The sequence below is a fragment of the Nonomuraea aridisoli genome, from assembly GCF_003236395.1.
Taxonomy (GTDB): Bacteria; Actinomycetota; Actinomycetes; order Streptosporangiales; family Streptosporangiaceae; genus Nonomuraea; species Nonomuraea aridisoli.
Genome location: NZ_POUD01000047.1, coordinates 15,675 through 36,951 on the forward strand (window position 1 = coordinate 15,675; position 21,277 = coordinate 36,951).

General features: G+C 70.9%; 22 protein-coding genes and 1 tRNA gene. 15 read left to right on the plus strand and 8 right to left on the minus strand.

From position 1 onward, the window contains the following. Nucleotides 1-46: 46 nt before the first annotated feature. A complete protein-coding gene (locus tag C1J01_RS13970) occupies nucleotides 47-922 on the plus strand; it encodes a helix-turn-helix transcriptional regulator (RefSeq protein WP_111179384.1) in 876 nt (291 codons plus the stop codon). Here C1J01_RS13970 and C1J01_RS13975 read toward each other — a convergent pair whose 3' ends face one another. Beyond that, the gene (locus tag C1J01_RS13975) at nucleotides 923-2,512 is read right to left on the minus strand and encodes an ADP-ribosyltransferase domain-containing protein (RefSeq protein WP_111179385.1); all 1,590 of its coding nucleotides are present in this window, start codon (nucleotides 2,510-2,512) and stop codon (nucleotides 923-925) included. A 146-nt stretch (nucleotides 2,513-2,658) separates the two neighbouring features. On the opposite strand from C1J01_RS13975, the gene C1J01_RS13980 reads away from it, so the two are divergent. Beyond that, on the plus strand, nucleotides 2,659-3,330 hold the full coding sequence (locus C1J01_RS13980) for a macro domain-containing protein (RefSeq protein WP_111179386.1): 672 nt from the start codon (nucleotides 2,659-2,661) through the stop codon (nucleotides 3,328-3,330). 36 nt (nucleotides 3,331-3,366) lie between these two features. Here the strand turns inward: C1J01_RS13980 and C1J01_RS13985 are convergent, their stop codons facing one another. Beyond that, nucleotides 3,367-5,874, minus strand: coding sequence for an outer membrane protein assembly factor BamB family protein (locus C1J01_RS13985; protein WP_111179387.1), 2,508 nt, complete (start codon nucleotides 5,872-5,874; stop codon nucleotides 3,367-3,369). A 175-nt stretch (nucleotides 5,875-6,049) separates the two neighbouring features. On the opposite strand from C1J01_RS13985, the gene C1J01_RS13990 reads away from it, so the two are divergent. Further along, nucleotides 6,050-6,598 carry a YciI family protein gene (locus tag C1J01_RS13990; RefSeq protein ID WP_111179388.1) on the plus strand — a complete coding sequence of 183 codons (549 nt, stop codon included), beginning with the start codon at nucleotides 6,050-6,052 and terminating at the stop codon, nucleotides 6,596-6,598. 25 nt (nucleotides 6,599-6,623) lie between these two features. Here C1J01_RS13990 and C1J01_RS13995 read toward each other — a convergent pair whose 3' ends face one another. Continuing rightward, nucleotides 6,624-7,340 carry a Type 1 glutamine amidotransferase-like domain-containing protein gene (locus tag C1J01_RS13995; RefSeq protein WP_235854430.1) on the minus strand — a complete coding sequence of 239 codons (717 nt, stop codon included), beginning with the start codon at nucleotides 7,338-7,340 and terminating at the stop codon, nucleotides 6,624-6,626. Further along, nucleotides 7,337-7,912 (minus strand): TetR/AcrR family transcriptional regulator, encoded by a 576-nt coding sequence (locus C1J01_RS14000; protein ID WP_111179389.1) that lies wholly within the window; start codon nucleotides 7,910-7,912, stop codon nucleotides 7,337-7,339. Before C1J01_RS14000 ends, C1J01_RS13995 begins: the two co-directional genes overlap by 4 nt. A 117-nt stretch (nucleotides 7,913-8,029) precedes the next feature. Here C1J01_RS14000 and C1J01_RS14005 point away from each other — a divergent pair, with 117 nt between their 5' ends. The 3 genes from C1J01_RS14005 to C1J01_RS14015 all read left to right on the plus strand — a co-directional run bounded on the left by C1J01_RS14005 (nucleotide 8,030) and on the right by C1J01_RS14015 (nucleotide 10,373). Beyond that, nucleotides 8,030-8,863 carry an SDR family NAD(P)-dependent oxidoreductase gene (locus tag C1J01_RS14005; protein ID WP_181448741.1) on the plus strand — a complete coding sequence of 278 codons (834 nt, stop codon included), beginning with the start codon at nucleotides 8,030-8,032 and terminating at the stop codon, nucleotides 8,861-8,863. Between the two features lie 78 nt (nucleotides 8,864-8,941). Then, complete coding sequence (locus tag C1J01_RS14010) at nucleotides 8,942-9,979, plus strand: DUF6745 domain-containing protein (RefSeq protein ID WP_220039907.1); 1,038 nt, start codon at nucleotides 8,942-8,944, stop codon at nucleotides 9,977-9,979. Nucleotides 9,980-9,989: 10 nt separating this feature from the next. After that, complete coding sequence (locus C1J01_RS14015; protein ID WP_111179392.1) at nucleotides 9,990-10,373, plus strand: DUF8820 family protein; 384 nt, start codon at nucleotides 9,990-9,992, stop codon at nucleotides 10,371-10,373. A 4-nt stretch (nucleotides 10,374-10,377) separates the two neighbouring features. On the opposite strand, the gene C1J01_RS14020 is transcribed toward C1J01_RS14015, so the two are convergent. Both C1J01_RS14020 and C1J01_RS14025 read right to left on the minus strand, forming a co-directional pair. Then, the gene (locus C1J01_RS14020; RefSeq protein ID WP_111179393.1) at nucleotides 10,378-11,361 is read right to left on the minus strand and encodes an LLM class flavin-dependent oxidoreductase; all 984 of its coding nucleotides are present in this window, start codon (nucleotides 11,359-11,361) and stop codon (nucleotides 10,378-10,380) included. A 63-nt stretch (nucleotides 11,362-11,424) separates the two neighbouring features. Further along, nucleotides 11,425-12,009: a TetR/AcrR family transcriptional regulator gene (locus C1J01_RS14025; protein WP_111179394.1), complete on the minus strand. Its 585-nt coding sequence runs from the start codon at nucleotides 12,007-12,009 to the stop codon at nucleotides 11,425-11,427. Nucleotides 12,010-12,106: 97 nt separating this feature from the next. Between C1J01_RS14025 and C1J01_RS14030 the strand changes: the two genes are divergently transcribed. The 7 genes from C1J01_RS14030 to C1J01_RS14060 all read left to right on the plus strand — a co-directional run bounded on the left by C1J01_RS14030 (nucleotide 12,107) and on the right by C1J01_RS14060 (nucleotide 16,830). Next, nucleotides 12,107-13,912, plus strand: a complete 1,806-nt coding sequence (locus C1J01_RS14030; protein ID WP_111179395.1) for an MDR family MFS transporter — start codon at nucleotides 12,107-12,109, stop codon at nucleotides 13,910-13,912. Continuing rightward, nucleotides 13,912-14,340 (plus strand): hypothetical protein, encoded by a 429-nt coding sequence (locus tag C1J01_RS14035; protein WP_111179396.1) that lies wholly within the window; start codon nucleotides 13,912-13,914, stop codon nucleotides 14,338-14,340. The genes C1J01_RS14030 and C1J01_RS14035 overlap by 1 nt, the downstream gene beginning before the upstream one ends. Beyond that, a complete protein-coding gene (locus tag C1J01_RS14040) occupies nucleotides 14,337-14,573 on the plus strand; it encodes a hypothetical protein (protein ID WP_111179397.1) in 237 nt (78 codons plus the stop codon). The genes C1J01_RS14035 and C1J01_RS14040 overlap by 4 nt, the downstream gene beginning before the upstream one ends. 13 nt (nucleotides 14,574-14,586) lie before the next feature. Further along, nucleotides 14,587-15,063 carry a universal stress protein gene (locus C1J01_RS14045; protein WP_111179398.1) on the plus strand — a complete coding sequence of 159 codons (477 nt, stop codon included), beginning with the start codon at nucleotides 14,587-14,589 and terminating at the stop codon, nucleotides 15,061-15,063. Between the two features lie 29 nt (nucleotides 15,064-15,092). Continuing rightward, the gene (locus C1J01_RS14050; protein ID WP_181448742.1) at nucleotides 15,093-15,842 is read left to right on the plus strand and encodes a M15 family metallopeptidase; all 750 of its coding nucleotides are present in this window, start codon (nucleotides 15,093-15,095) and stop codon (nucleotides 15,840-15,842) included. Nucleotides 15,843-15,854: 12 nt separating this feature from the next. Then, complete coding sequence (locus C1J01_RS14055; protein ID WP_111179399.1) at nucleotides 15,855-16,697, plus strand: NUDIX hydrolase; 843 nt, start codon at nucleotides 15,855-15,857, stop codon at nucleotides 16,695-16,697. 46 nt (nucleotides 16,698-16,743) lie between these two features. Continuing rightward, nucleotides 16,744-16,830 (plus strand) — tRNA-Ser (locus C1J01_RS14060). Nucleotide 16,831: 1 nt separating this feature from the next. Here C1J01_RS14060 and C1J01_RS14065 read toward each other — a convergent pair. After that, the gene (locus tag C1J01_RS14065; RefSeq protein ID WP_235854432.1) at nucleotides 16,832-18,853 is read right to left on the minus strand and encodes a MinD/ParA family ATP-binding protein; all 2,022 of its coding nucleotides are present in this window, start codon (nucleotides 18,851-18,853) and stop codon (nucleotides 16,832-16,834) included. A gap of 114 nt (nucleotides 18,854-18,967) precedes the next feature. On the opposite strand from C1J01_RS14065, the gene C1J01_RS14070 reads away from it, so the two are divergent. Both C1J01_RS14070 and C1J01_RS14075 read left to right on the plus strand, forming a co-directional pair. Then, nucleotides 18,968-19,924, plus strand: a complete 957-nt coding sequence (locus C1J01_RS14070; RefSeq protein ID WP_111179400.1) for an NAD(P)H-quinone oxidoreductase — start codon at nucleotides 18,968-18,970, stop codon at nucleotides 19,922-19,924. Between the two features lie 5 nt (nucleotides 19,925-19,929). Then, nucleotides 19,930-20,442, plus strand: coding sequence for a bacterial proteasome activator family protein (locus C1J01_RS14075; protein ID WP_111179401.1), 513 nt, complete (start codon nucleotides 19,930-19,932; stop codon nucleotides 20,440-20,442). On the opposite strand, the gene C1J01_RS14080 is transcribed toward C1J01_RS14075, so the two are convergent. After that, a complete protein-coding gene (locus tag C1J01_RS14080; protein WP_328589631.1) occupies nucleotides 20,433-21,182 on the minus strand; it encodes an HAD family hydrolase in 750 nt (249 codons plus the stop codon). The two genes, C1J01_RS14075 and C1J01_RS14080, sit on opposite strands and share 10 nt — an antisense overlap. Between the last annotated feature and the right edge of the window lie 95 nt (nucleotides 21,183-21,277).

Consider the following 21,277-nt stretch of genomic DNA (forward strand, 5'->3'; position numbering starts at 1 on the left):
CGGCGGCCATGGGGGTTACCTGGTGGGTGGTGTAAGGAGGGGCCACATGGATTACCAGGAGCTGTCCGACTTTCTGCGGAAACGACGCGAGGCGCTGCAGCCGGAGGACGTCGGCCTGCCCCGCGGCCGGCGCCGGCGCACTCCTGGGCTGCGCCGCGAGGAGGTCGCCGCGCTCGCGGTCATGTCACCCGACTACTACAGCCGGCTGGAGGGCGGCAGGGGGCCGCAGCCGTCGGAGGCCATGCTGACCGCCATCGCGCGGGCGCTCCACCTCACCCTTGAGGAGCGCGACCACCTCTTCGTCCTCGCCGGCCACGGCATACCAGCGCGGTCCACGCGTACGGACCACATCAATCCCGGGCTGCTGCGCATCCTCGAGCGGCTGGAGGACACGCCGGCCATGGTGATGAACCGGCTCACCGAGACGCTCATGCAGACGCGGGCCCACATGGCCTTCGACGGCGACCACAGCCGCTACACCGGTCAGGAACGCAGCGCGATCTACCGGTGGTTCGCGGGCGAGGAGGAGAAGGCGAGGTACCACCCGTCCGCGTGGGACCTGCACAGCCGCACGCTGGCCTCCATGCTGCGTTCCGTGCACGCCGTGGACGGCCCGGCCTCACGGGCCGGGGCGCTGGTGCGCACGCTGCTGAACACCAGCGAGGAGTTCCGCCGCCTGTGGGACGAGCACGAGGTCGGCATCGCGCACACCGGCGTGAAGCGGTTCCGGCACCCCGTCGTCGGCGAGCTCGAACTGCACTGCCAGATCCTGCACGACTCCGACCAGCAGCAGACGCTGCTGGTCTTCACCGCGAGCCCGGGGAGCGAGAGCCACGACAAGCTGCGGCTGCTGTCGGTCATCGGCAGCCAGCAGCTCTCTGGGGACACCTCGGCGCCCGTCCACGGGGTGCCCACGCTCTGATCAGGCCACCAGGGGCTGCTCGGGAAGTTCGGTCAGCCGTACAGTGCACAGGCCACCGCGTTCGGCCTTCACGTCGACGACCTTGAGCTGGGTGCCGGGGGCCAGGATGTACTCCTCTTCGCCGGTGAAGGCGGAGAAGTTCCTGATGCCCACCGCCCGTACGGGATGCACCTCGAAGAGGGTGCGTTTGCCGCGACTGCCGAGGAAGGACCGGGCGACGCCGAGCTTGGACGTGCAGGACGAGACGCCCCACCAGGTCACCGTCCGGCCCACCGGGTACTGGGCGCGCAGGTCCAGCGAGACGCCGCGCCACAGCGGCTCCTTGCGGGCCGGCAGGCGGGACACGGCGGAGAACAACAGCCGCAGGTAAGGCAGGTACGGGACGATCCGGCTGCGGTCCGGGTTGCGCAGGGTCGCGTTGATCTGGCGGTAGAACGCCGACTCGCAGGTGTAGAGGTAGAGGGCCGCGACCTCGTCGGGCGACAGGCCGCCGGAGTCGCCCGCGTGCTTGGCGGCGAACTCGTACGACTGGTCGGTGTGCCAGTCGAGGCCGGGCAGCAGCGCGGCCACCGGGGCGACGGCCTCGCGGAAGTCCATGAGCGGCGTGTCGAAGACGCCGGTGATCGCGGGGAGCTCGAGGCCCTCGTCCTTGACGCCGGCGAGCCGTTCCAGATAGAGCTTGTGCAGCTCCATCGTGGAGGCGATGAACGCGCCCATGCGGTCGGCCGTGTCGGCCGGCGCGAGCTCGTTCCAGCCCCTGCTGGGCAGCCAGTCGATCTCGTCGGCGCCGAGCTCGCCGAGGGCCCCGTTCACCTCGGCGAAGTGGTCGCCGTCGCAGAAGAGGTCGCCCTGCGCCGCCGGGTTGGCGTGGTCGATGTGCCGGACCTCGACGCCGGGGTACTTCCGCTGCAGCCGCAGCACGACCTGCTTCAGGTTGCGCGCGTGCGCCCCCCACCAGGCGAAGACCACGCCGCGGTCCTTCTCGTCCGGGGCGTCCTGCTTGGCCTTGAGGATCTCCTCGACGAGCCGCTCGACGACCGGGCGCCAGAACGCGGTGTGCTGGTCGGTGGCCATCGCCCCGTCGCCGCTGGCGGTGAGGGCCGCGTTCAGCAGCAGCACGCCCTGTGTGAGCATCGCCTGGAACCACTCCGGCGGCTGCACGGTGTCGTGCTCTTTCAGCAGCGCGCGGATGTCGCCGACCGGCGTCTTCTTGGGGATGCCGTGCTTCCACATGGCCGCCGCCTTGATGATGCAGCGGACGGAGACGACCCGGCCGAACCGGCTGTCGGCCCAGTCGTGGAAGGTGTTGTCGAACATCGCGATGCCGGTGGCGCTCTCGGCCCGCGGGTACGGGTTCTGGCCGAAGACGACGACCTTCCACTTGTGCGGCGGGTTCGGCTTGAGCGCCTGGAAGGTCAGCTCCCGCACGGGCACGACACTCGGGCTGCGACCGGGCCCGATGAACGTGGCCGCGGCCGGCTGCGCCTCGATCACCGGCTTCAGGAGGGGCAGCCATGGCTCGCCCCCGCCCTGGAAGAGCTCGGCCAGGGCCAGGGGGTCGTTCGGGTCGGGCGTGGGGGTGTCGCTCATCGGAGGGGCTCCCGGATCGGTGACGGTACGGGGGACTCGGGAATTGTGCCGCCTCAGTGCGACATTTGTGGACAAGATCTAATTCTGTCGGTACGAGCCGTTATGGTCGTCGGCGCTGGAGACACCGTCGTTCCCCGGAGGAAGCCATGACCGTCAAGCACGTGAAGCCGCCGCTCAGGGTGGTGCTGGTGGACGTCAACGCGGAGGTGGTGCAGGCGTGGCTGGCCGCGTTCGCCGACACACCCGGGATCGACATCCACAAGGGCTCGATCCTCGACGAGCACGTCGACGCCTGGGTCAGCCCCACCAACTCCCGCGGCCTGATGAACGGCGGGGTCGACGCGGTCATCAAGCGGCACCTCGGGGCGGGCATCCAGCTGCGCGTCCAGCGGGCGATCCGCGACCGGTTCGGCGGGTCACTGCCGGTGGGCGGCGCCGTGTGCGTGAAGTCCGGGGCGACCAACCCGAAGTTCCTCATCTCGACGCCGACGATGGTGCCCTCGGCGCAGAACGTGAGCGATACCCTCAACGTCGCGCTGGCCTGCGCCGCCGCGTTCCAGGCCATCCACATGCAGAACGCCGATCAGCCGGGCTCGATCACGTCGGTGGCGCTGGTCGGGATGGGCGCGGCGACGGGCCAGGTGCCGCCGCGCGTGTGCGCCAACCTGATGTGGACCGGCTACACCCTCTTCAACGACCACCGTTTCCCCGACTACGACGAGCTGCGCAAAACCGTCCTGGAGCAACTCGGCGACATCGACAGCCGCCCCGAGGAGCGCGTGCGCGTCAAGCCGCCCGCGAGCCGGGCGCGCGGCTGACACGAACCGGCCCGCGGGGCGGTGCGGAACGCGGGCTCAGTCCGCCGACAGCGGGACCGTGACGCCGCTGAAGGTGTTGGCGGACGCGTCCGCCACGGTGACCGGGCCGTCGGTCCGGATGCCGAAGTGGTCGTTCGCGATCGCGTTCCCACTGACCTTGATGGTCAGCGGACCCACGGACGTGACGAGCACCCCGGTGGTCTGATCGCCCTTGGCGTTGTTCGTGCCGATGGTGTTCGCGCCGCCGATGACGTTGCCGCTGAAGTCCTGGCCGGCGGCCAGGCTTCGCACGGTCACCCCGGCGCCGGCGTTGCCGCTGACGATGTTGCCCCGCACGGTGTTGCCGTGCACGGACCCGCCGGCCGACGACGACGTCAGCGTCACCCCGCCGCCACCGTTGCCGGTGACGGTGTTGGTCTCGATCGTGGTGCCGTACACGCCGGCCTTGCCGCGGCCGGCGAGGAGGATGCCGTCGCCGAGCGGGTTGTCCTGCACGGAGTTGCCGGTGACCACGTTGTCCGCGGCGGGTCCCGTCTCGTCGCTGACGACGATTCCGGAGGTGTTGCCGCGGCTGGCGTTGTTCACCACCTTCGAGCGCGAGCTGCCCATCAGGTGGATGCCGTTCCGGTTGTTCAGCACCACGTTCCCGACGACGGAGGCGCCGTCGACGCCCCTGACGAGGATGCCGTCGCCTGCGGCGTTCTGCACCGTGAAACCGGTCACCGTGACGCCGGGGGCGTCGACCTCGATGCCGCTCGACCGGCCGGTGGCGTCGAGGACGACGTTGCCGTTCACCTCGAGCGAGAGCGGCTTGGTGACGGCGACGGCCTCCTTGTAGGTGCCGCCGCAGACGACGACCCGGCCGCCCGAGGCGACCGCGCGGACGGCAGCACCGATCGAGCGGAACTTGGCGGTCCCGCAGGAGGTGTTCGCCCCCGTGTCGGTGCCCGCCGGAGACACGTACACCGTCTGCGGGGCGGGGGGCGCCTGCGGGAGGGAGAAGGCGTACAGCTTGTCGTTCGAGCCGTCGAACGGGAACCCCATGGCGAGCGTCTGGTAGCCGGAGCCCCAGTAGAGCGAGCCGTCGACGATGGCCGGGCCGCCGACCACGGAGCCGCCGCTGGGGAAGGACCACCTGACGGTGCCGGTGGCGCCGTCGAGTGCGTACATGTTGTCGCCCTCCGGGCCGAAGGTGCCGCCGTACAGCACGCCGTTCGCGGCGGAGACGAAGCTGAAGACAAGCCCGCCCTGCGGGTCGGCCGTCTGCCAGAGGATCTTGCCGGTGGCGGCGTCGAGAGCCGCCCAGAAGCCCGCCTTCGTGGTCGTCTTCACGCCGGTGGCCGAGGTGATCGTGGTCTCGACCCCGTCGGAGTTGGTGACGGCGGCGTAGATGCGGCTGCCGTCCGTCGCGGCACCCCACTCCAGACCGCCGGCCAGGCCGCCGGGGCCGACCACCGTACGCCAGACGATCTCACCCGTGGCCGGGTCGAGCGCCCAGTAGATGCCGCTCTTCTGGCCGACGCCGAGCAGGTCGGTCGGCTTGCCGTCGATCACCGTGGTGAACAGGCCGGGCGCGGACCCGAAGTCGAAGTCGGGGCCGAACTGCTGGTCGCCCGTCCATGTGTCTGCCGTCAAGGTGTGCGTCGCCCACCTGATCGCGCCGGTCTCTCCGTCGAAGGCGATGACGGCGTCGATGTGGTTGTCGGGCGACGGCTGTTCACAGCCCGTCTCGTCCGGCTTGGTGCATACGCCCTCCGGGGTCGTGTAGTTGTTGCCGGTTGCGGCGTAGACGAGGCCGGTCTTCTGGTCGACCGCCGGGGTGCTCCCCCAGATGGCGCCCCCGGTGTAGCCCTCCGGCACGGTGTACGTCTTCCACAGCAGTTTGCCGGTGGCCGCGTCCAGGGCCACCATGCTGCCTCGGAACGTCGGTTCCTCGGCCAGCGCCTCCGACTTGGAGGACACGCCCACGTACACGACGCCGTCCGACACCACCGGAGAGCCGGTGATCATCGCGGCGGGGGTGTCGTCGACGACGGTGCTCCAGCGCCGTTCACCGGTGATCGCGTCCACGCCGAAGACGCGCGCGCCCGACAGGGTGGGGCTCTGCAACCCGCCGTCCCCCAGCACCAGCAGGCCGTTCCAGTACGCCGGGCCCGACCGCGACACGTCGCCCTTGACGCCCGTGTAGTCGCTGACCGGCCTCGTCCACAGCGCGCGACCGGTGGCCGCGTTGACCGCGTTCAGGTTTCCACCCCAGTCGGGCGCGTAGACCACGCCGTTGACGACCGCCGGAGTGGCCGAAACACTTCCTCCGGCCGTGAACGTCCACCGGTTGCGCAACGTCCCCACGTTGCCCGCCCCGATCGCGGTCTCCGTCGCCGCGTAGTGCGTGTTCGCGGCGTTCTGCCCGGCGGACGTCCAGTCCGCCACCACGGGAACCCCGCCCACAGCCGCTTCGGCGCTCCCTGGCAGGGCCAGGGCGGCCCCTGCCAGCGCCAGGCTCGCCGTCAGCCTGCGCAGCCGTCCCCGCCGGGTCCGGCTCATTGTCGTCACTTGCGCTTCCCCCTCAAGATCGTGCGATGTGCGGGAGGTAGTAGAGCGCAAAGGTTGGCGAAATGTCCGCGTATTTCTACCTTGTCGGGCCTGGTCCGGAGGAACGCGTACGCACCAAGCCGCCCGCGCGGCTGACGCGAACCGGTTCGTGGTAGGTACTCTCGCCATGGAGTTCTTCTGTCATCACCGCGATCGGCCCGACTCCACAGCGCTGCGACACGAGCTGGTGGAGGAGCACTGGTCCTACATGGACCGGTACGCGGCCCAGCTGATCGCCCGTGGCCCGACCCTCATCCGCGAGAGCGGCACGGCCACCGGCAGCGTGCACATCGTCGACCTGCCGGATCCCGCCGCCGCGCGCGCGTTCGCCTTCGACGAGCCCAACTACCAGGCCGGCGTGTACCGCGACGTGATGCTCCGCCGATGGCGCAACGTTCTGGGACGCACCATGGGGGATTTCCCCGGCGGGCGAGAGGGCGGCAACCTTTATCTGGTGCTGGGCCTCGGCTCCGGGCAGGCCGCCGACCTCGTCCCGCCGCCCGACCAGGACGACCTGATCGCGTACGGGCCGCTGCTGTCCGACGACGGCGCCACCTGGCTCGGGACGGCGCTGCTGATGCGGGCGCCGGACCCGGACGCGGCACGCGCCGTCCTGACCGTGGACCGGTACGCCGCCATCGAGGTCCACGACTGGGAGTTCGGCGGACGGCGGTGACGATGCCGTCCCGCAGGGGGCGGCGTCAACCAGCCGGGACCCAGCAGCGGGCGGGAAGGGCCGTCTCTTCTCCGGCCTCCACGTGCCAGGCGTTGCGGTCGGGAAGGACGCTCACGACGTCGTGCAGCCGGGTGCCCACGTAGTGGAGGGCGACGCCGTCCTCGGTCGCGTAGCCGGCGGGGAGCTGTCCTTCGCGGACGAACCGGCGGAAGCTCGACCTGCGGGGCTGGTCGCCCAGGTCGTCGTGGACCCCGTTGCTGAACGGCAGGAACCCCAGCCCGTCGTCCAGCGCGTCGAGCTCGTCGCCGAAGGAGTCGGTGACGCCGCCCCGGTGCCAGCAGAGACTGCCCGCGCTCTGGCCGGCCAGCACGACGCCGTTCTCCCAGCACTCGCGGAGGATCTCGTCGAGCCGGTGCGCCCGCCAGACCGCGAGCAGGTTCACCACGCTCCCACCGGAGACGAAGATCACGTCCTGGGCGAGAAGGTGCGCCCGCACGTCGGCCACGTTCGGCTGCGTGAACAGCTGGAGGTGCGACAGGTCGCCGCCGAACGTCGCGGCCCGCGCCATCCAGCCGTCGATGAACTCCCGCGAGTCGCCGACCGCCGTCGCGATGAGGCACACCCTGGGCCTGCGCACGTCGGCCAGACGCATGGCCTGCCAGATCTGCACGCCGACATGCCGGAAGCCCTCCGGCGGATTCAGCACCCCTGAGCAGGCCAGGATCTGCGGCTCCCGGCTCACGGAAGGAGCGCCTGGACGAGCGAGGCGGCGGTGGCCCGCAGCCGCTCGGGGTCCTGGTAGACGCGCTCCATCACGACGATGCCGCGCGTCATGGTGATCAGTACGCGGGCCGCCTCCTCCGGCGGGATCGCGAGCCGGGAACGGGCGTCCTCGGCCGAGATCCGTTCGAGCAGCAGCCGCTCCATCCCGTCGATCAGCTCGCGCAGCGCGGCGCGGATGCGTTCGCCCTCGGCCTTGGTGTCGATCGCGGTCTTGGTCGACAGGCAGCCGCGGGTGGGCTCGCCCGTGGTCATGGACGTGATGGTGAAGTCGAAGAAGTCGCGCAACGCCCGGGCTACGTCGGGGTGGCCGAGCGTGCGGGCCGCCTCTGCCAGGAACTCCTCGGCGTAGCCCTCGAAGACGCGCAGGAACAGCGTCTCCTTGTCGCGGTAGGCGTTGTAGAGCGAGCCGCGCAGCACTCCGGAGGCGGTCGCGATGTCCTGCATCGAGGTCGCGCCGTAGCCCTTGAGCCAGAAGACGTCGCGGGCACGCTCGAGGGTGCGCCGTTCATCGAATTGCCGCTGTCCGACCATGACACCGAGCCTACGGCTTGTTTGACACCTTCGTCAAAGTATGCCAGCCTGACGAATATGTCAGGGGTGTCAAAGATGCCCTTCCACCTGGCCGTTCGCCATATCCAGGAGCCTACGATGAGCTCTTCCCATCTTGATCTGCAAGGCCGCCGCACCCTGGTCACCGGGGCGGGCAGCGGCATCGGCCGCGCGCTCGCACTCGAACTGGCCGCCCGCCGCGGCCACGTGGCGCTGGCCGGTCGCCGCCCGGGCCCGCTCGCCGAGACCGCCGCCATGGTCACCGAACGCGGCGGCACCGCCCACACGATCACCACCGACCTCACCGCCGGAGGCGAGCCCGAGCGCGTGGTCCGCGCGGCCGCCGCGGCGCTCGGCGGCCTCGACGTCCTGGTCAACAACGCCGGGAACGTCCGGGCGGCGGCGCTGGAGGACATCGACGTGGCCGACATCGAGGCCATGATCAGGCTCAACCTGCTCGCCCCGATCCTGGCCACCCGGGCGGCGCTGCCGTACCTGCGGGAGGCCGGCGCGCGGCACGGGAACGCCGCGCTCGTCGGCATCGCCTCGGCCTCCGGCCTGGTCGGCAGGCCGTTCTACGCGCCGTACGCGGCCACCAAGGCCGGGCTCACCCGCTTCGACGAGGCGGTCCGGCGCGAGCTGTACGGCAGCGGCGTGCACGTCGCCACCGTCTACCCGGGCCCCGTCGACACGCCCATGATGGCGACCACCCAGGCCGGCGCGGACCTCGGCTACGACCTGCGCCCCGTGGACGTGGTCGCGGCCGAGATCATGCAAGGGCTCGAACGCCGGCAGATCGACGTCAACACCCAGACGCCCGAGCGCCGCAAGATGGAGGAACTCAACGCCCGCGACCCGCTGGCCGTCGACGCCTCCATCGGCGCCAGGCTCGCCGAGCTGCGCGCCGCCGTCAGCACACACCGCAGCATCTAGACAACGGCGCCGCCGTTCTGTCACCATTTCACCCATGATCACGTTTGGAGGCGACGCCGCCTCTCTCCGGTGAGCGCCATGGTGCGGCACGAAGCCGCCGCGATCCGCGAACAATGGCTGGGCCACGCGCTCTCGACGCGCCCCGCCGACCGTCCGGCCGCCGAAGCGGCCATCTCCGGGCTCTACCGCCTGATCGGCCTGTCCCCGCCGCGGTTCCACTGGGTCGCCTCACCGGCCGCCGCCGTGGAGACGATGCCGCCGGGGGCGGCCCACTCCGAAACCGTCCAACGCCTTGACGCCTGGCCGGTGCCGACCCGGCTGCGCGCGCTCAGGGCCGAGCTGTGCGCGGCCGTCGACCTGCGGATCGAGCGCGAACGGCAGCCGATCGCCCAGGAGCTCTACCGGCTGCTGTGGCTCCCGCTCGTCCAGTCGATCAACGCCTGCCTCCTGCCGGCGCTCGACCGCACCCACCCCAGCCGCTGGTACGAGACCCAGTACGTCTCCTGGATCGCCCACTACGACGCCCTGCGCCGCGTCGCCGGGGTGTCGTTCACCGCCGGGCAGCTCCACCAGCTCGGGCTGTGGGCACGCGTGGCGGCGTCGGCTCACTGGTGGTGGCCCAGACAGCACGTCTGCGTCGTCTCGGAGCGGCCCGTCGCCCTGCACACGGAGGAGCACGGCGCCCGGCTGCACAACCCGGACGGCCCCGCCATCCGGTACGCCGACGGCTGGCAGGTCAACGCCCTGCACGGCACCCGGGTGCCCGCCTGGGTGCTCACCGATCCGACCCCCGAACGCATCGCCGACGAGCCGAACGTCGAGGTCAGGCGGTGCGCGATCGAGCGCCTCGGCTGGAGCGCGTACGTCGAGCGGGCGGGGCTGCGGCTGGTCGCCCGCGCGCCCGACCCCGGCAATCCGGGCTTCGAGCTGCGGCTCTTCGACTCGGGCGGGAGCAGCAGGGTGCTCCTGGCCGTCAACGGTTCACTCGAACGCGACGGGAGCCGCAGGCAGTACGGCCTCACCGTGCCCCCGTATTTCGGCGACCCGGTCGCCGCCGCCGGCTGGACCTACGGGTTGTCGGCCGAGCAGTACTCCCGGCTCCTGCGCAGAACCTGAAGGTGATCTCATGACTGACATGTCCGTGCTCGACCAGGTCGAGCAGTCGTTGCACATCCCCGTCCTCGACGGCCTGCAGGCCCAGGGCGACCTCATCGTCATCCCCGTCCCCGGCGAGATCGACCAGACCGGCGCCCGCCACGTGCCCCCGGAGGGCGTCGAGCTGCTGCGCGGCGGCGCCGGAGGCAACACGCACCTGCTCGTCGCCGAGCCGGGCACGTGCCGCTGGACGCCACGCCGCCCGCACTGGCAGGACCTCGGCGCGTTCACCGCCTCGGCACCGGTCTACCTGCTGCACCCGGAGCACGGCGCGCTGGGCTGCGCCCCCGGCACGTACGTGGTGCGGCGCCAGCGCGAGCACGAACGCGGCGGCTCGCGGCTGGTCGCCGACTGAGGGCCTAGCCGAGCCCGTGGGCCTCGGCCAGCAGCTCGGCGGAGCGCATCCACACCTTCCTGTCGGGCGCGGAGAAGGCCACGATCAGCTCGTCCGCCCCGGCGTGGCCGGCGAACCAGTCGATGTACGCCTTGACCTCGCCGGGGTCGCCCACGGCGGAGTATTTCGCCATCTGAACGATCTGCTGACCGGCCGGCGACTGGAGGATCATGTCGGCCTCCTCGGTCGTGAACGTGCGCCCCCGGCCGAGGAACTTCGTCACCCGCTGCCGCTTGGAGGCCAGGAACTGCTCCTGCGCCTCCTCGCCGGTGTCGGCCGCGATCACGTTGAGCGCCGCGATGACGTACGGCTTGTCGAGCTGGGCCGACGGCTTGAACTCACGCCGGTAGAGCGCGACCGCCTCCTCCAGCGCGCCGGGCGCGAAGTGGGAGGCGAACGCGTACGGCAGGCCGAGCGTGGCGGCCAGCTGCGCGCCGAACAGCGAGGACCCGAGGATGTACAGCGGCACGTCGGTGCCCTTGCCGGGGGTGGCGTGCACACCGGGGATCAGCGTCTCGCCCGTGAGGTAGCCCTGCAGCTCCAGCACGTCCTGCGGGAAGGAGTCGGCCGACGACGGGCTGCGGCGCAGCGCGCGCATGGTGTTCTGGTCGCTGCCGGGAGCCCGGCCGAGGCCGAGGTCGATGCGCCCGGGGTGAAGCGTCTCCAGCGTGCCGAACTGCTCGGCGATGGTCAGCGGGGAGTGGTTGGGCAGCATGACGCCGCCCGATCCGAGGCGGATCGTCCGGGTGTGCGCGGCCACGTGGGCGATGAGCACGCTGGTCGCCGACGAGGCGATGCTGTCCATGTTGTGGTGCTCGGCGTACCAGATGCGCAGGTAGCCCAGCTCCTCGGCACGCTGGGCCAGCGCCACGCTCGCGGCGAAACTCTCACCCGCCGTCTCGCCCTCGCCGATGTGCGCCAGATCAAGGATGGACAGCGGCAGAGCCATGTGTACGCGCCTTTCGCAAGAGCCGGTTCGACCTGGCATATGCCAACAGCCGAGCCCGCGCCCTTATTTCACGCCGTCGGCTTTCACGTCGTCGGCGAGGCACGCCTCGAAGACGGCGGTCAGCCGTTCGATGTCGGCCGGGGTCGCCTTCTGGGGGCCGACGCGGCGGCGCATGGCGCCGATGCCCAGGAAGACCGAGGCGGCCATGCGGGCCCGAGAGGCCGCGTCGCGCCCGGAGAGCTTGGCCTCCAGCGGGCTGAGCACCGCCGTGATCATGCGCTCACGGGCGGCCGCCTCCACCTCGGGATGACCGGCGAACCGTTCGAGCGTGCGCAGGATGGGGCTCTCTGGCGGGTGTTGCATGCGTTCGGCCGCCCATACGGCCAGCCGGCGCGGCAGCCACTCGCCGTCGTCCTCGAAGAGGCTGGCGAAGGTCGGCTCACCCTGCAGCACGGCGGCGAAGAGGCCGGCCTTGGAGCCGAAGTAGCGCCCGACGAGCGCGATGTTGGCATCGGCCTCGGCCGCGATCATGCGCACGGTCACCTGTTCGTAACCGTGCTCGCTGAAGAGCTCGCGTGCGGCCTGGAGGATCCGCTCCCGGGTGGCCTCGCGGTCGCGCGGCCTGGCCTCAGTCACCTGGGGACTCATGCCCGCACTCTACTCAACGAACCCCTGACTTACCGCGCGGCTAGTAAACGGTCGTATACTCAATCCGGCTCAATGTGTGAGAAGGGGATGTGGTGTCTTGGTAGCCCAAGCGCAGGCCGCATCCCCCGCGAGGCGGCAATACACCCACCGCGAAATCCTCGAGGTCATGTCCGGGCTCATGCTCGCCATGCTCACGTCGATGATTTCGACCTCGGTGGTAGGCACGGCGCTGCCGACGATCGTGGGGGAGCTTGGCGGTCAGGACCAGTACTCATGGGTCGCGAGCGCGACCATGCTGACGATGACGGTGTCCACGCCGTTGTGGGGCAAGCTGTCCGACCTGTTCGGGCGCAAGCTGCTCTTCCAGACCGCTCTTGGGTTGTTCGTCGCGGCGTCCCTGGTGGCGGGCCTGTCCCAGAACATGGGGCAGCTCATCGCCGCCCGTGCCGTCCAGGGCCTCGGCGTCGGCGGTCTGTCGGCCCTGTCGCAGGTGATCCTGGGGGACATCGTCTCCCCGCGCGAGCGCGGCCGCTATTCCGGCTACATGGGCGCCGTGTTCGGCATCTCCACCGTGGCGGGGCCGCTGCTGGGCGGCTTCATCGTGGACGCCGACTGGCTCGGCTGGCGCTGGTGTTTCTACGTGGTCGTGCCGTTCGCCCTGGTGGCGTTCCTGGTGATCCAGCGGGTTCTGCGACTTCCCCCGGTCAAGCGGAACACCTCGATCGACATCTGGGGCGCCACGACCATCACGGCCAGCGCGAGCGGCCTCATGCTGCTGCTGACGCTCGGCGGCACCGAGTTCGAGTGGAACTCGTTCTGGACGTACGCGCTGTCGGCGTTCACCCTGCTCATGCTCGCCGGGGCGGTGCTGTCGGAGCGGACCGCGCGCAACCCGATCCTGCCGCCGCGGCTGTTCCGCAACCGTACGTTCGTGCTGACCAGCCTCGCCTCGCTGTTCGTCGGCATGGCGATGTTCGGCGCGATGATCTACCTGCCGCAGTACCTGCAGATCGTCAAGGGCCTCAGCCCGACGAACTCGGGCCTGATGACGCTGCCCATGGTGTTCGGGCTCTTCCTGTCCGGCGTGATCTCCGGCAAGATCGTCACGGACACCGGCAAGTGGAAGATCTTCCCCGTCGCCGGCATGTTGCTGGTGGCCCTGGGGCTCTTCCTGCTGTCCCGGCTGCACGTCGACTCCAGCCAGTGGGTCATCGGCTTCGACGTGGCGATCCTCGGCATCGGGCTCGGCATGTCGATGCAGATGCTCATCCTGGCCGCCCAGAACGGCTCGGGGCTGCGCGACATGGCAGCCACCACCTCCGGTGTGTCGTTCTTCCGGTCCCTCGGCGGCGCCGTGGGCGTGGCGGCCTTCGGCGCGATCCTGAACAACCGGCTCAAGGCCGAGATGGCCGAGATGCTCAAGGACGCGCACATCGCGCTGCCCGGCGGCGGGGACGTCAAGCTCGGCAGCCCCGACGCCATCCAGCACCTGCCCGGGCCGATCAAGACCATCGTGCTGGAGTCGTTCACCCGGGGCCTGGAGACCGTGTTCCTGGTGGGCGTGCCCATCGCGCTGCTCGGTTTCCTGGCCGCGCTCTTCCTGAAGGAGCTGCCGCTGCGCGGCAGCAGCACGCCCACCGCGCCCGCGCCGAAGCCGCTCAGCAAGGACGACCTGGTCCTGGCCGGTCTGCTGCTCGAACTCATCGCCCAGCGCGTCGAGCGGGTGAACGGCGAGCGCTCCGCGCTGCTCACCGCGGTCGCCAAGATGGCGCCGCCCGACGACCGCCCCGAACGCGAACGGGCCAGGACGGTGGCGCAGACCGTCCTGCGGCCCACGTCACGGGCGCTGATCGCGCAGGCTTCGCCACCAGAAAAAGACCTCGTATCAGGAGGAATCTCTTAATGATTCGCAAGTTCGTAGGCGCGGTCGCCGCAGCCCTGGCCGTGCTGGCCGGACTGTGGCTGATGATCGCGCCCTTCGCCCTCGGTACGCAGCCCGAGGACGCCGACTGGACGGACGCCACCACGACCGAGTTCTTCACCGGTCTCGGCGTGGCCGTCGTCGGCCTCCTGGGCGTGATCGCCTTCGTGCTGGCCATCTACGAGACCTTGGTGGTGCGCGGACTGGTGGTGCCGAAGCCCAAGGCGGAGCCCGAGCCGGAGCCCGAGCCCGCCCCCGCGCCGCCGCAGGCGTCCTCCGCCGAGCTGGCCAGCCTGCTGGCGCCGCTGGTCGAGGCGCTGCGTGAAGACTTGAACACCCCCTCGCGCCCCGGCGGCGAGCACCGCCAGAACGGCAGGGGTTCCCTGGTCGGAGTGGAGGAGACCCGATGAGAGCAAAAGTGGGCGTCACCGCCCTGGCCCTGCTGTTCCTCGGCGGCCTCTGGCTGGTCGCCGCGCCGTTCGCGGTCGGCTACCAGCCGCGCGGCGACGAGTACGCCGACGCGACCGTCAACGACCTGTGGGTCGGCGGCGGCCTCGCCGGGCTCGGGTTCGTGGCCCTGGTGATCTACGCGGCCGACGCGCTGCGCGAACTGGCCTCCCGCGGCAAGCACGCGGACGTCTGACCCGGGACGTGCCGTGTTCGGCATCGGCGAGGACCCCCGATGGGAACCGGCGTCAGGCCGGCGCCCCAGCGGGCGGTTCGAGATCGGCAAGGACGGAGCCGGCCTGCTCGTCGTGGGCTTCGACGGGTCGGGCCCGAGCCGCAACGCGCTCGCGTACGCGGCCGGGCTCGCCCGCCGGGACGACGCCGCGCTGCTCGTCGCCTTCGTCGAGTCGCTCAACAGCGCCACCCTGTGGTTCTTCGCCGGGTCGCCGGTCATCCCCGACTCGGCCACCGACCTGCGCGACGACCTGCGCGAGGAACTGCGCGGCGCCGCGGTCCCGTGGGCGTACGTGAGCATGCGGGGGGACGCGGCCCGCGAGCTGGAGACGCTGGCGAGCACGTACATGGCGGACGCGATCGTGGTGGGGCGCTCGCGTTCGCCGTGGCGGCACTCGGTGGCCTCGAAGCTCGCCAAACGGGCCCGGCGTACGGTCCTGATAGTCCCCTGACCTGGCCGGACGTCGCGTATGGTGGCTAGATGAAACGTTCAGCCGCCCTGGCGTTCGCGGTCATCGCGTCCGTTGCGTGCGGCGCGGCGAATCCGGCCGCCGCACCACCCGCGACGTCCGCGCCCGCGGCGCCGCAATCACCGACACCCGAGCCGTCAGCCGAGCGGACGACCGGCTCGCCGACCACCGCGACGCCGAGCCCGACGGCTCCGCCCGAGTTCACCGCGAAGGTCTCGCGGGTCTCGCGCGACCGGCTGCCCTACTCCTGGCGGCCCGGCTGCCCGGTTCACTACCGGGATCTGCGCCTGGTCACGCTGACCTACTGGGGCTTCGACGACAAACCGCACACCGGCGAGCTCGTCGTGCGCAAGACCGTCACCGACGACATCGTCACCGTCTTCAGGAAGCTCTACGACTGGCGCTGGCCGATCTACCAGATGAAGCTGGTCGACGCCTACAAGGCCGACGACTTCGACTCCATCGACGCCAACAACACCTCGGCCTTCAACTGCCGCCAGGCGACCGGTTCGACCAGCTGGTCCAACCACGCGTACGGTGAGGCCATAGACATCAATCCGCGCCAGAACCCATATGTCACCGCGGACGGCGACACCGCCCACGACAATGCCAGAAAGTTCACTGAACGCCCGACAAAGGGTAAAGGTGTGATCAATCCTGGGGACAAGGTCGTCAAGGCCTTCGCCCAGGTCGGCTGGGAGTGGGGCGGCTACTGGTCCGGCACCAAGGACTTCCAGCACTTCAGCAAGGGCGGAGGCTGAGAGGACGCGCTCATGGCTGTTCAGGACGGCGACGGCTGGACCGAATGCGCCCAGGGTCACCGGCATTGGGGCATCCACGGTGCCTCAGGGCTGCTGCTCGTCCACCATGACGAGGTCGGCACGCCGTACGTGCTCATGCAGAAACGTTCCTGGTGGAGCCACCACGGCGGCACCTGGGGGCTGCCCGGCGGAGCACGCGACAGCCACGAGGACGCCGTCGCCGGCGCGCTGCGCGAGGCCCGCGAGGAGGCCGCGCTCGGCGGCGACGGATTCCGGGTGCAGGGCGTCTACCTCGACGACCACGGAGGGTGGGCGTTCGAGACGGTGATCGCCGAGTCGCACGAGCTGCTCGCCGCGGCGCCCGCCAACAGCGAGAGCACCGAGATGCGCTGGCTGCCGCTGCCCGAGGTCGCCGAGCGCCGCCTGCATCCGGGCTTCGCCGCCACCTGGCAGCACATCCAGGGCGCCATCAAGCCGGAGACCATCGTGCTCGACGTGGCCAACATCGTCGGCGCGCGGGCCGAGCACGGCTGGTGGCGCGACCGCCTGGGCGCGGCCACCCGGCTGCTCCACGACGTGGCCGGCCTCCGGCTGGAACACCCGGTGCTGGCGCAGTGGTACCCGCGGATCGTGGCGGTCGTCGAGGGCGCGGCCAGGAGCGCCCCCGACGTGCCCGGCATCCAGGTCGTCGCGGCCACCGGCAGCGGCGACGACGCCATCGTCGACGTCGTACGCCGGGCCAAGCCGTGGGAGCGCGTCCTCGTCGTCACCGCCGACCGGGCGCTCAAGGACCGGGTGGCCGAGCTGGGCGCCGAGACCGCCGGCCCCAAGTGGCTGCTGGCGAAGCTCGGCTGACCGTACCTCCTCGCCACCACAGCCGCTATCGTGGTTTCCGCACACGGGAGGGTTCGCATAGTGGACGAGTGCAGCCGCCTTGAAAGCGGCCAGGTCAGCGATGGCCTCGTGGGTTCGAATCCCACACCCTCCGCTCACTCGCGCAGGGCGGTGAAACCGTCGCCCACGCTGGCGGCCAGCTGCAGGTAGGCCTCGCGCGTCGGCTCCTGGAGGCGGTCGAGGTCGATCTCCGCGCCCTCCTCCAGATGCGGGTCGTACGGCACCCGCACCACCGCGCGGCACCTCGCGGCGAAATGGGCCTCCAGCTTCTTGATGTCGACCGCCGACTTCGACCGGGGCCTGACGCTGCACAACACCACGGTGGCGTTCTTCACCAGGTCGCCGTAGTGGTGGGCCTCCAGCCAGTCGAGCGTCGCCGAGGCCGCCCGCGCACCGTCCACCGACGGCGAGCTGACCAGCACGATCTGGTCGGCCATCCCGAGCACGCCGCCCATGGCCGAGTGCAGCAGGCCGGTGCCGCAGTCGGTGATGCAGATGGAGTAGAAGTTCTCCAGCACCTCGGCGACGGCCTGGTAGTCGGAGCCGCTGAACGCCTCCGAGACCGACGGGTCGCGGTCCGAGGCCAGCACCTCCAGCCGTGAGGGGGCCTGCGAGGTGAACGCCCTGATGTCGACGTACCTCTTGACCTGCTCGCGCTCGTTGAGCAGGTCGCGCACGGTCGCCGAGGTCTCCAGGACGAGCTTGTCCGACAACGTCCCGCGGTCGGGGTTGGCGTCGACGGCGATCACGCGGTCGCCGCGCACCTGCGCCAGCGTGGCGCCCAGGCCGACCGTGGTGGTGGTCTTGCCCACGCCGCCCTTCAGGCTCAGCACGGCGACGCGGTGGTGGCCGGTGGTGACGGGGGTGCGGGCCCTGTTGATCAGCTCGCGGCGGCGGCGCACCTCCGGCGCCTCGCCCGGCTTGATCCAGCCGCCGGACGCCTTGTACACCAGGCGTCGCCAGCCCTTGGCGGGGGCGTTACGGCGTCCGCGCAGCAGGGTGTCGGGGTCGAGGCTGTCCACGGTCGGCCGGCCGGTGACCGGGGGCCGCGGCGGGGCGTTGAACACGTGGACGGGCGCCGGGCGGTGGCGCGGCGGCGTCGCCGGGATGTCCCGGTCGGCGGGCCGCCACTCGGGCTGCTCACTCGGCCGCGGGCGCTCGCCCGGGCGCTCGGTCGACTCGGCCTGGTCCGGAGACTGCTGCGGACGTTCCTGTGCTTCCACCGGCTCTGGCCGCTCCTGCGGCCCCGTCCACTCGGGACGTTCCTGTGCTTCCACCGGCTCTGGCCGCTCCTGCGGCCCCGTCCACTCGGGACGCTCCTGCGGATCCGCCCACTGCGGCCGTTCCTCCGCGCCCGTCCACCCGGGGCGCTCCTGCGGCCCTGTCCACTGCGGGCTCTCCTCCGGGCCCGTCCACTGCGGGCGCTCCTGGGGCGGCTCGGGCCACGGGGAACGTTCCCGCGGCTCGGGCTCCGGCGCGGCGGCGGCCGGCCACTGCGGCGGGTCCGTGCGCGGCAACGTCTCGGAGGACTCCGCCCACTGCGGCGGCTGCGGCGGCTCGGCCGGGCGCTCCTCCTCGGGCTCCGGCCGCTCCGGCCACTGCGGGACGCGCGGCTGGGTCTCGCCCCACGAGGTCCGCTCGCCGTCGTCCCCATCCGCCGGGGCCGGCTTGTCGCCGAACCACGACCGCCCCTCGATCTCCTCGGGCTGCTCGGCGGCGGGCTTCGGCGGCGTGAACGACAACCGGTAGGTGTCGGTGTCGTCCGGCCGCGGCAGCGGCTTCAGCGGCGCGAGGAACGCGTCGTCGGAGGAGCTCTGCGGCGCGAGCTCCTCCCTGGCGACCGCGCGGGTCTCGTCGGCGTCCTCGGCGACGTCCTCCCCGGGCTCGGGCGCGAGGTCGTGCACGGACTCGGCCGCGGCCCGGAACAGCGGCGGTGCCGGCGTCTCTGGCGGGGTCACCAGCCGCCAGGGGTCCTTGGGGTACGGCGAAGCCACCGGCTCGTCCGCCGACGCGGAAGGGGCGCCGACGGAGACCGGCGTCGTCTCCTCCGTCTCCTTGATCGCGTCGAGCCAGGCCAGCTGTTCCTCGAGAGATTCTTCTCGATCGTGTCTTGCCACCGTGTTCCCCCTCGGGTGGGTCTAAAGGGGCAGCAAATACCTTGCAGGGTAACGCCATCACTTACCGTGCAGCCCGGCAACTCACCACTTCTTTGCCCGGCTACCGTGGTTCACATGCGAGCCATTGAGATCGCCGAGCCCGGCGGACCTGAGGTGCTGAAGTGGCGCGAGGTGCCCGACGCCCGCGTGGAGCGAGGAGACGTCCTCATCGACGTGACCGCCTCGGCGGTCAACCGCGCGGACGTCCTGCAACGTCAGGGCTTCTACGACCCGCCTCCCGGCACGTCCCCCTATCCCGGGCTGGAGGTCTCGGGGGTGGTGGCCGAGGTCGGGGCCGACGTCGAGCAGTTCAAGCCGGGCGACGAGGTGTGCGCCCTGCTGGCCGGCGGCGGTTACGCCGAGCGCGTAGCGGTGCCCTGGCAGCAGGTCATGCCGGTGCCGGAGCGGGTGCCGCTGCGCGAGGCCGCGGGCCTGCCTGAGGTCGCCTGCACGGTGTGGTCCAACGTCTTCATGATCGGCCGGCTGCGCAAGGGCGAGACGCTGCTCGTGCACGGCGGGGCCAGCGGCATCGGCACGTTCGCCGTCCAGCTCGCCAAGGCGCTCGGCTCCCACGTCGTCACCACCGTCGGCTCGGCCGAGAAGGCCGAGCGGGTCAGGGCGCTGGGCGCCGACGAGGTGATCAACTACCGCGAGGAGGACTTCGCCGACAAGGTGCGCGCCGACGTCATCCTCGACATCATGGGCGCGAAATACCTGGCGGGCAACGTCAAGGCGCTGAAGACCGGCGGCCGGCTCGTCATCATCGGCCTGCAGGGCGGACGCAAGGCCGAGCTCGACCTCGGCGCCATGCTCGCCAAGCGGGCGGCCGTGCACGCGACGACCCTGCGCGCCCGTCCGGTGGACGAGAAGGGCGTCATCGTCCGCAGCGTCGTCGACAACGTCTGGCCGCTGGTCGGAGCGGGTGCCGTGCGTCCCGTGGTGCACGCCGAGGTGCCCATGGCGGACGCCGCCGAAGCACACCGAATGTTGGATTCCGGAGAACACGTCGGCAAGATCCTGCTAGTACGGTGAGTGTTATGAATGCTGAGGACAACAACACCCCCCACATCGTGGTGGTAGGCCCCGACTTCCAAGGTCAGGGCGATAACGGCGAGGAGGATCGCTCGGTCACCAACCTGGTCGAGCAGCCCGCCAAGGTGATGCGCATCGGCAGCATGATCCGGCAGCTTCTGGAGGAGGTCCGCGCGGCCCCCCTCGACGAGGCCAGCCGCAAGCGGTTGAAGGAGATCCACGAGTCCTCCATCAAGGAGCTCGAGGACGGCTTGGCTCCTGAGCTGGTGGACGAGCTGGAGCGCCTGTCGCTGCCGTTCACCGACGACAACGGCACGCCGCCGAGCGACGCCGAGCTGCGCATCGCGCACGCCCAGCTGGTCGGCTGGCTCGAGGGGTTGTTCCACGGCATCCAGACGACGCTGTTCGCGCAGCAGATGGCCGCTCGGGCCCAGCTCGAGCAGATGCGCAGGGCGCTGCCCGGTGTGCCGCAGGGCGAGGAGCAGCGCCCGCCGCACGGCTCCGGCCCCTACCTGTAGAGCTTCTCGATCACCTGCGCGACGCCGTCGTCGTCGTTGGTCGCGGTCACGTGGTCGACCGCCGCCAGCACGTCGGGGTGGGCGTTGGCGACCGCGTACGACGTGCCTGCCCAGCTCAGCATGGGCAGGTCGTTCGGCATGTCACCGAAGGCCACGCTCTGCGCCTGCTCGATCGTGTGCTCCGCGGCGAGCGCGGCCAGAGCGGTCGCCTTCGTCACCCCCTGCGCGCTCATCTCGACGAGCCCCCTGCGCGAGGAATGGGTCGGGGTCACCAGGTGGCCGACGAGCCCGTGCACCATGGCCAGCAACTCGTCGGGGCCCATCCCGGGGTGACGGGCGAGCAGCTTGGCGCACGGACGCCCGGTCAGCGAATCGCCGCCGGACGCCGTGGCGAGGAAATCGGACTCGTGCGCAAAACCGGCTTCATACTCGACCGAAAATGCGAGATCGGGCACGTTCGCTCTTAGCTGAGCGATGACTTCCTCGAGCACCTCCACGGTGATCAGGTGTGATTCCACTATCCGTTCGGTATGCAGGTCGTAGATCAGCGCTCCGTTCGCGCAGATGGCGAGCCCGCGGTGGCGTACGGCGCCCGCGACGCCCCCCATCCACCGGGGCGGACGACCGGTCACGAACACGAGCATGCTGCCGGATTCCTCGACCTGGGCGAAGGCGGCGGCCGTACGGGGAGACACGGTTCCGTCTGTGCGCAAGGCGGTTCCGTCGAGGTCGGTGGCCACAAGACGCGGCGGGGGAAGGCTCTGCATAACAGGTTCTAGTTTGCCTGGTGATGCCGCGCGACAGAAATCTTCGTAGGGACGGGAACACCAACGCG

Excerpts from the sequence above, each read along its gene's own strand:
- C1J01_RS14015 (WP_111179392.1), top strand. The coding sequence starts at position 9,990 with ATGACTGACATGTCCGTGCTCGACCAGGTCGAGCAGTCGTTGCACATC.
- C1J01_RS13990 (WP_111179388.1), top strand. The coding sequence starts at position 6,050 with ATGGAGTTCTTCTGTCATCACCGCGATCGGCCCGACTCCACAGCGCTG.
- C1J01_RS13970 (WP_111179384.1), top strand. The coding sequence starts at position 47 with ATGGATTACCAGGAGCTGTCCGACTTTCTGCGGAAACGACGCGAGGCG.
- C1J01_RS14020 (WP_111179393.1), bottom strand. The coding sequence starts at position 11,361 with ATGGCTCTGCCGCTGTCCATCCTTGATCTGGCGCACATCGGCGAGGGC.
- C1J01_RS13980 (WP_111179386.1), top strand. The coding sequence starts at position 2,659 with ATGACCGTCAAGCACGTGAAGCCGCCGCTCAGGGTGGTGCTGGTGGAC.
- C1J01_RS14040 (WP_111179397.1), top strand. The coding sequence starts at position 14,337 with ATGAGAGCAAAAGTGGGCGTCACCGCCCTGGCCCTGCTGTTCCTCGGC.
- C1J01_RS14025 (WP_111179394.1), bottom strand. The coding sequence starts at position 12,009 with ATGAGTCCCCAGGTGACTGAGGCCAGGCCGCGCGACCGCGAGGCCACC.
- C1J01_RS14070 (WP_111179400.1), top strand. The coding sequence starts at position 18,968 with ATGCGAGCCATTGAGATCGCCGAGCCCGGCGGACCTGAGGTGCTGAAG.
- C1J01_RS14055 (WP_111179399.1), top strand. The coding sequence starts at position 15,855 with ATGGCTGTTCAGGACGGCGACGGCTGGACCGAATGCGCCCAGGGTCAC.
- C1J01_RS14000 (WP_111179389.1), bottom strand. The coding sequence starts at position 7,912 with ATGGTCGGACAGCGGCAATTCGATGAACGGCGCACCCTCGAGCGTGCC.
- C1J01_RS13985 (WP_111179387.1), bottom strand. The coding sequence starts at position 5,874 with ATGAGCCGGACCCGGCGGGGACGGCTGCGCAGGCTGACGGCGAGCCTG.
- C1J01_RS13975 (WP_111179385.1), bottom strand. The coding sequence starts at position 2,512 with ATGAGCGACACCCCCACGCCCGACCCGAACGACCCCCTGGCCCTGGCC.
- C1J01_RS14075 (WP_111179401.1), top strand. The coding sequence starts at position 19,930 with ATGAATGCTGAGGACAACAACACCCCCCACATCGTGGTGGTAGGCCCC.
- C1J01_RS14010 (WP_220039907.1), top strand. The coding sequence starts at position 8,942 with ATGGTGCGGCACGAAGCCGCCGCGATCCGCGAACAATGGCTGGGCCAC.
- C1J01_RS14035 (WP_111179396.1), top strand. The coding sequence starts at position 13,912 with ATGATTCGCAAGTTCGTAGGCGCGGTCGCCGCAGCCCTGGCCGTGCTG.
- C1J01_RS14005 (WP_181448741.1), top strand. The coding sequence starts at position 8,030 with ATGAGCTCTTCCCATCTTGATCTGCAAGGCCGCCGCACCCTGGTCACC.
- C1J01_RS14050 (WP_181448742.1), top strand. The coding sequence starts at position 15,093 with ATGAAACGTTCAGCCGCCCTGGCGTTCGCGGTCATCGCGTCCGTTGCG.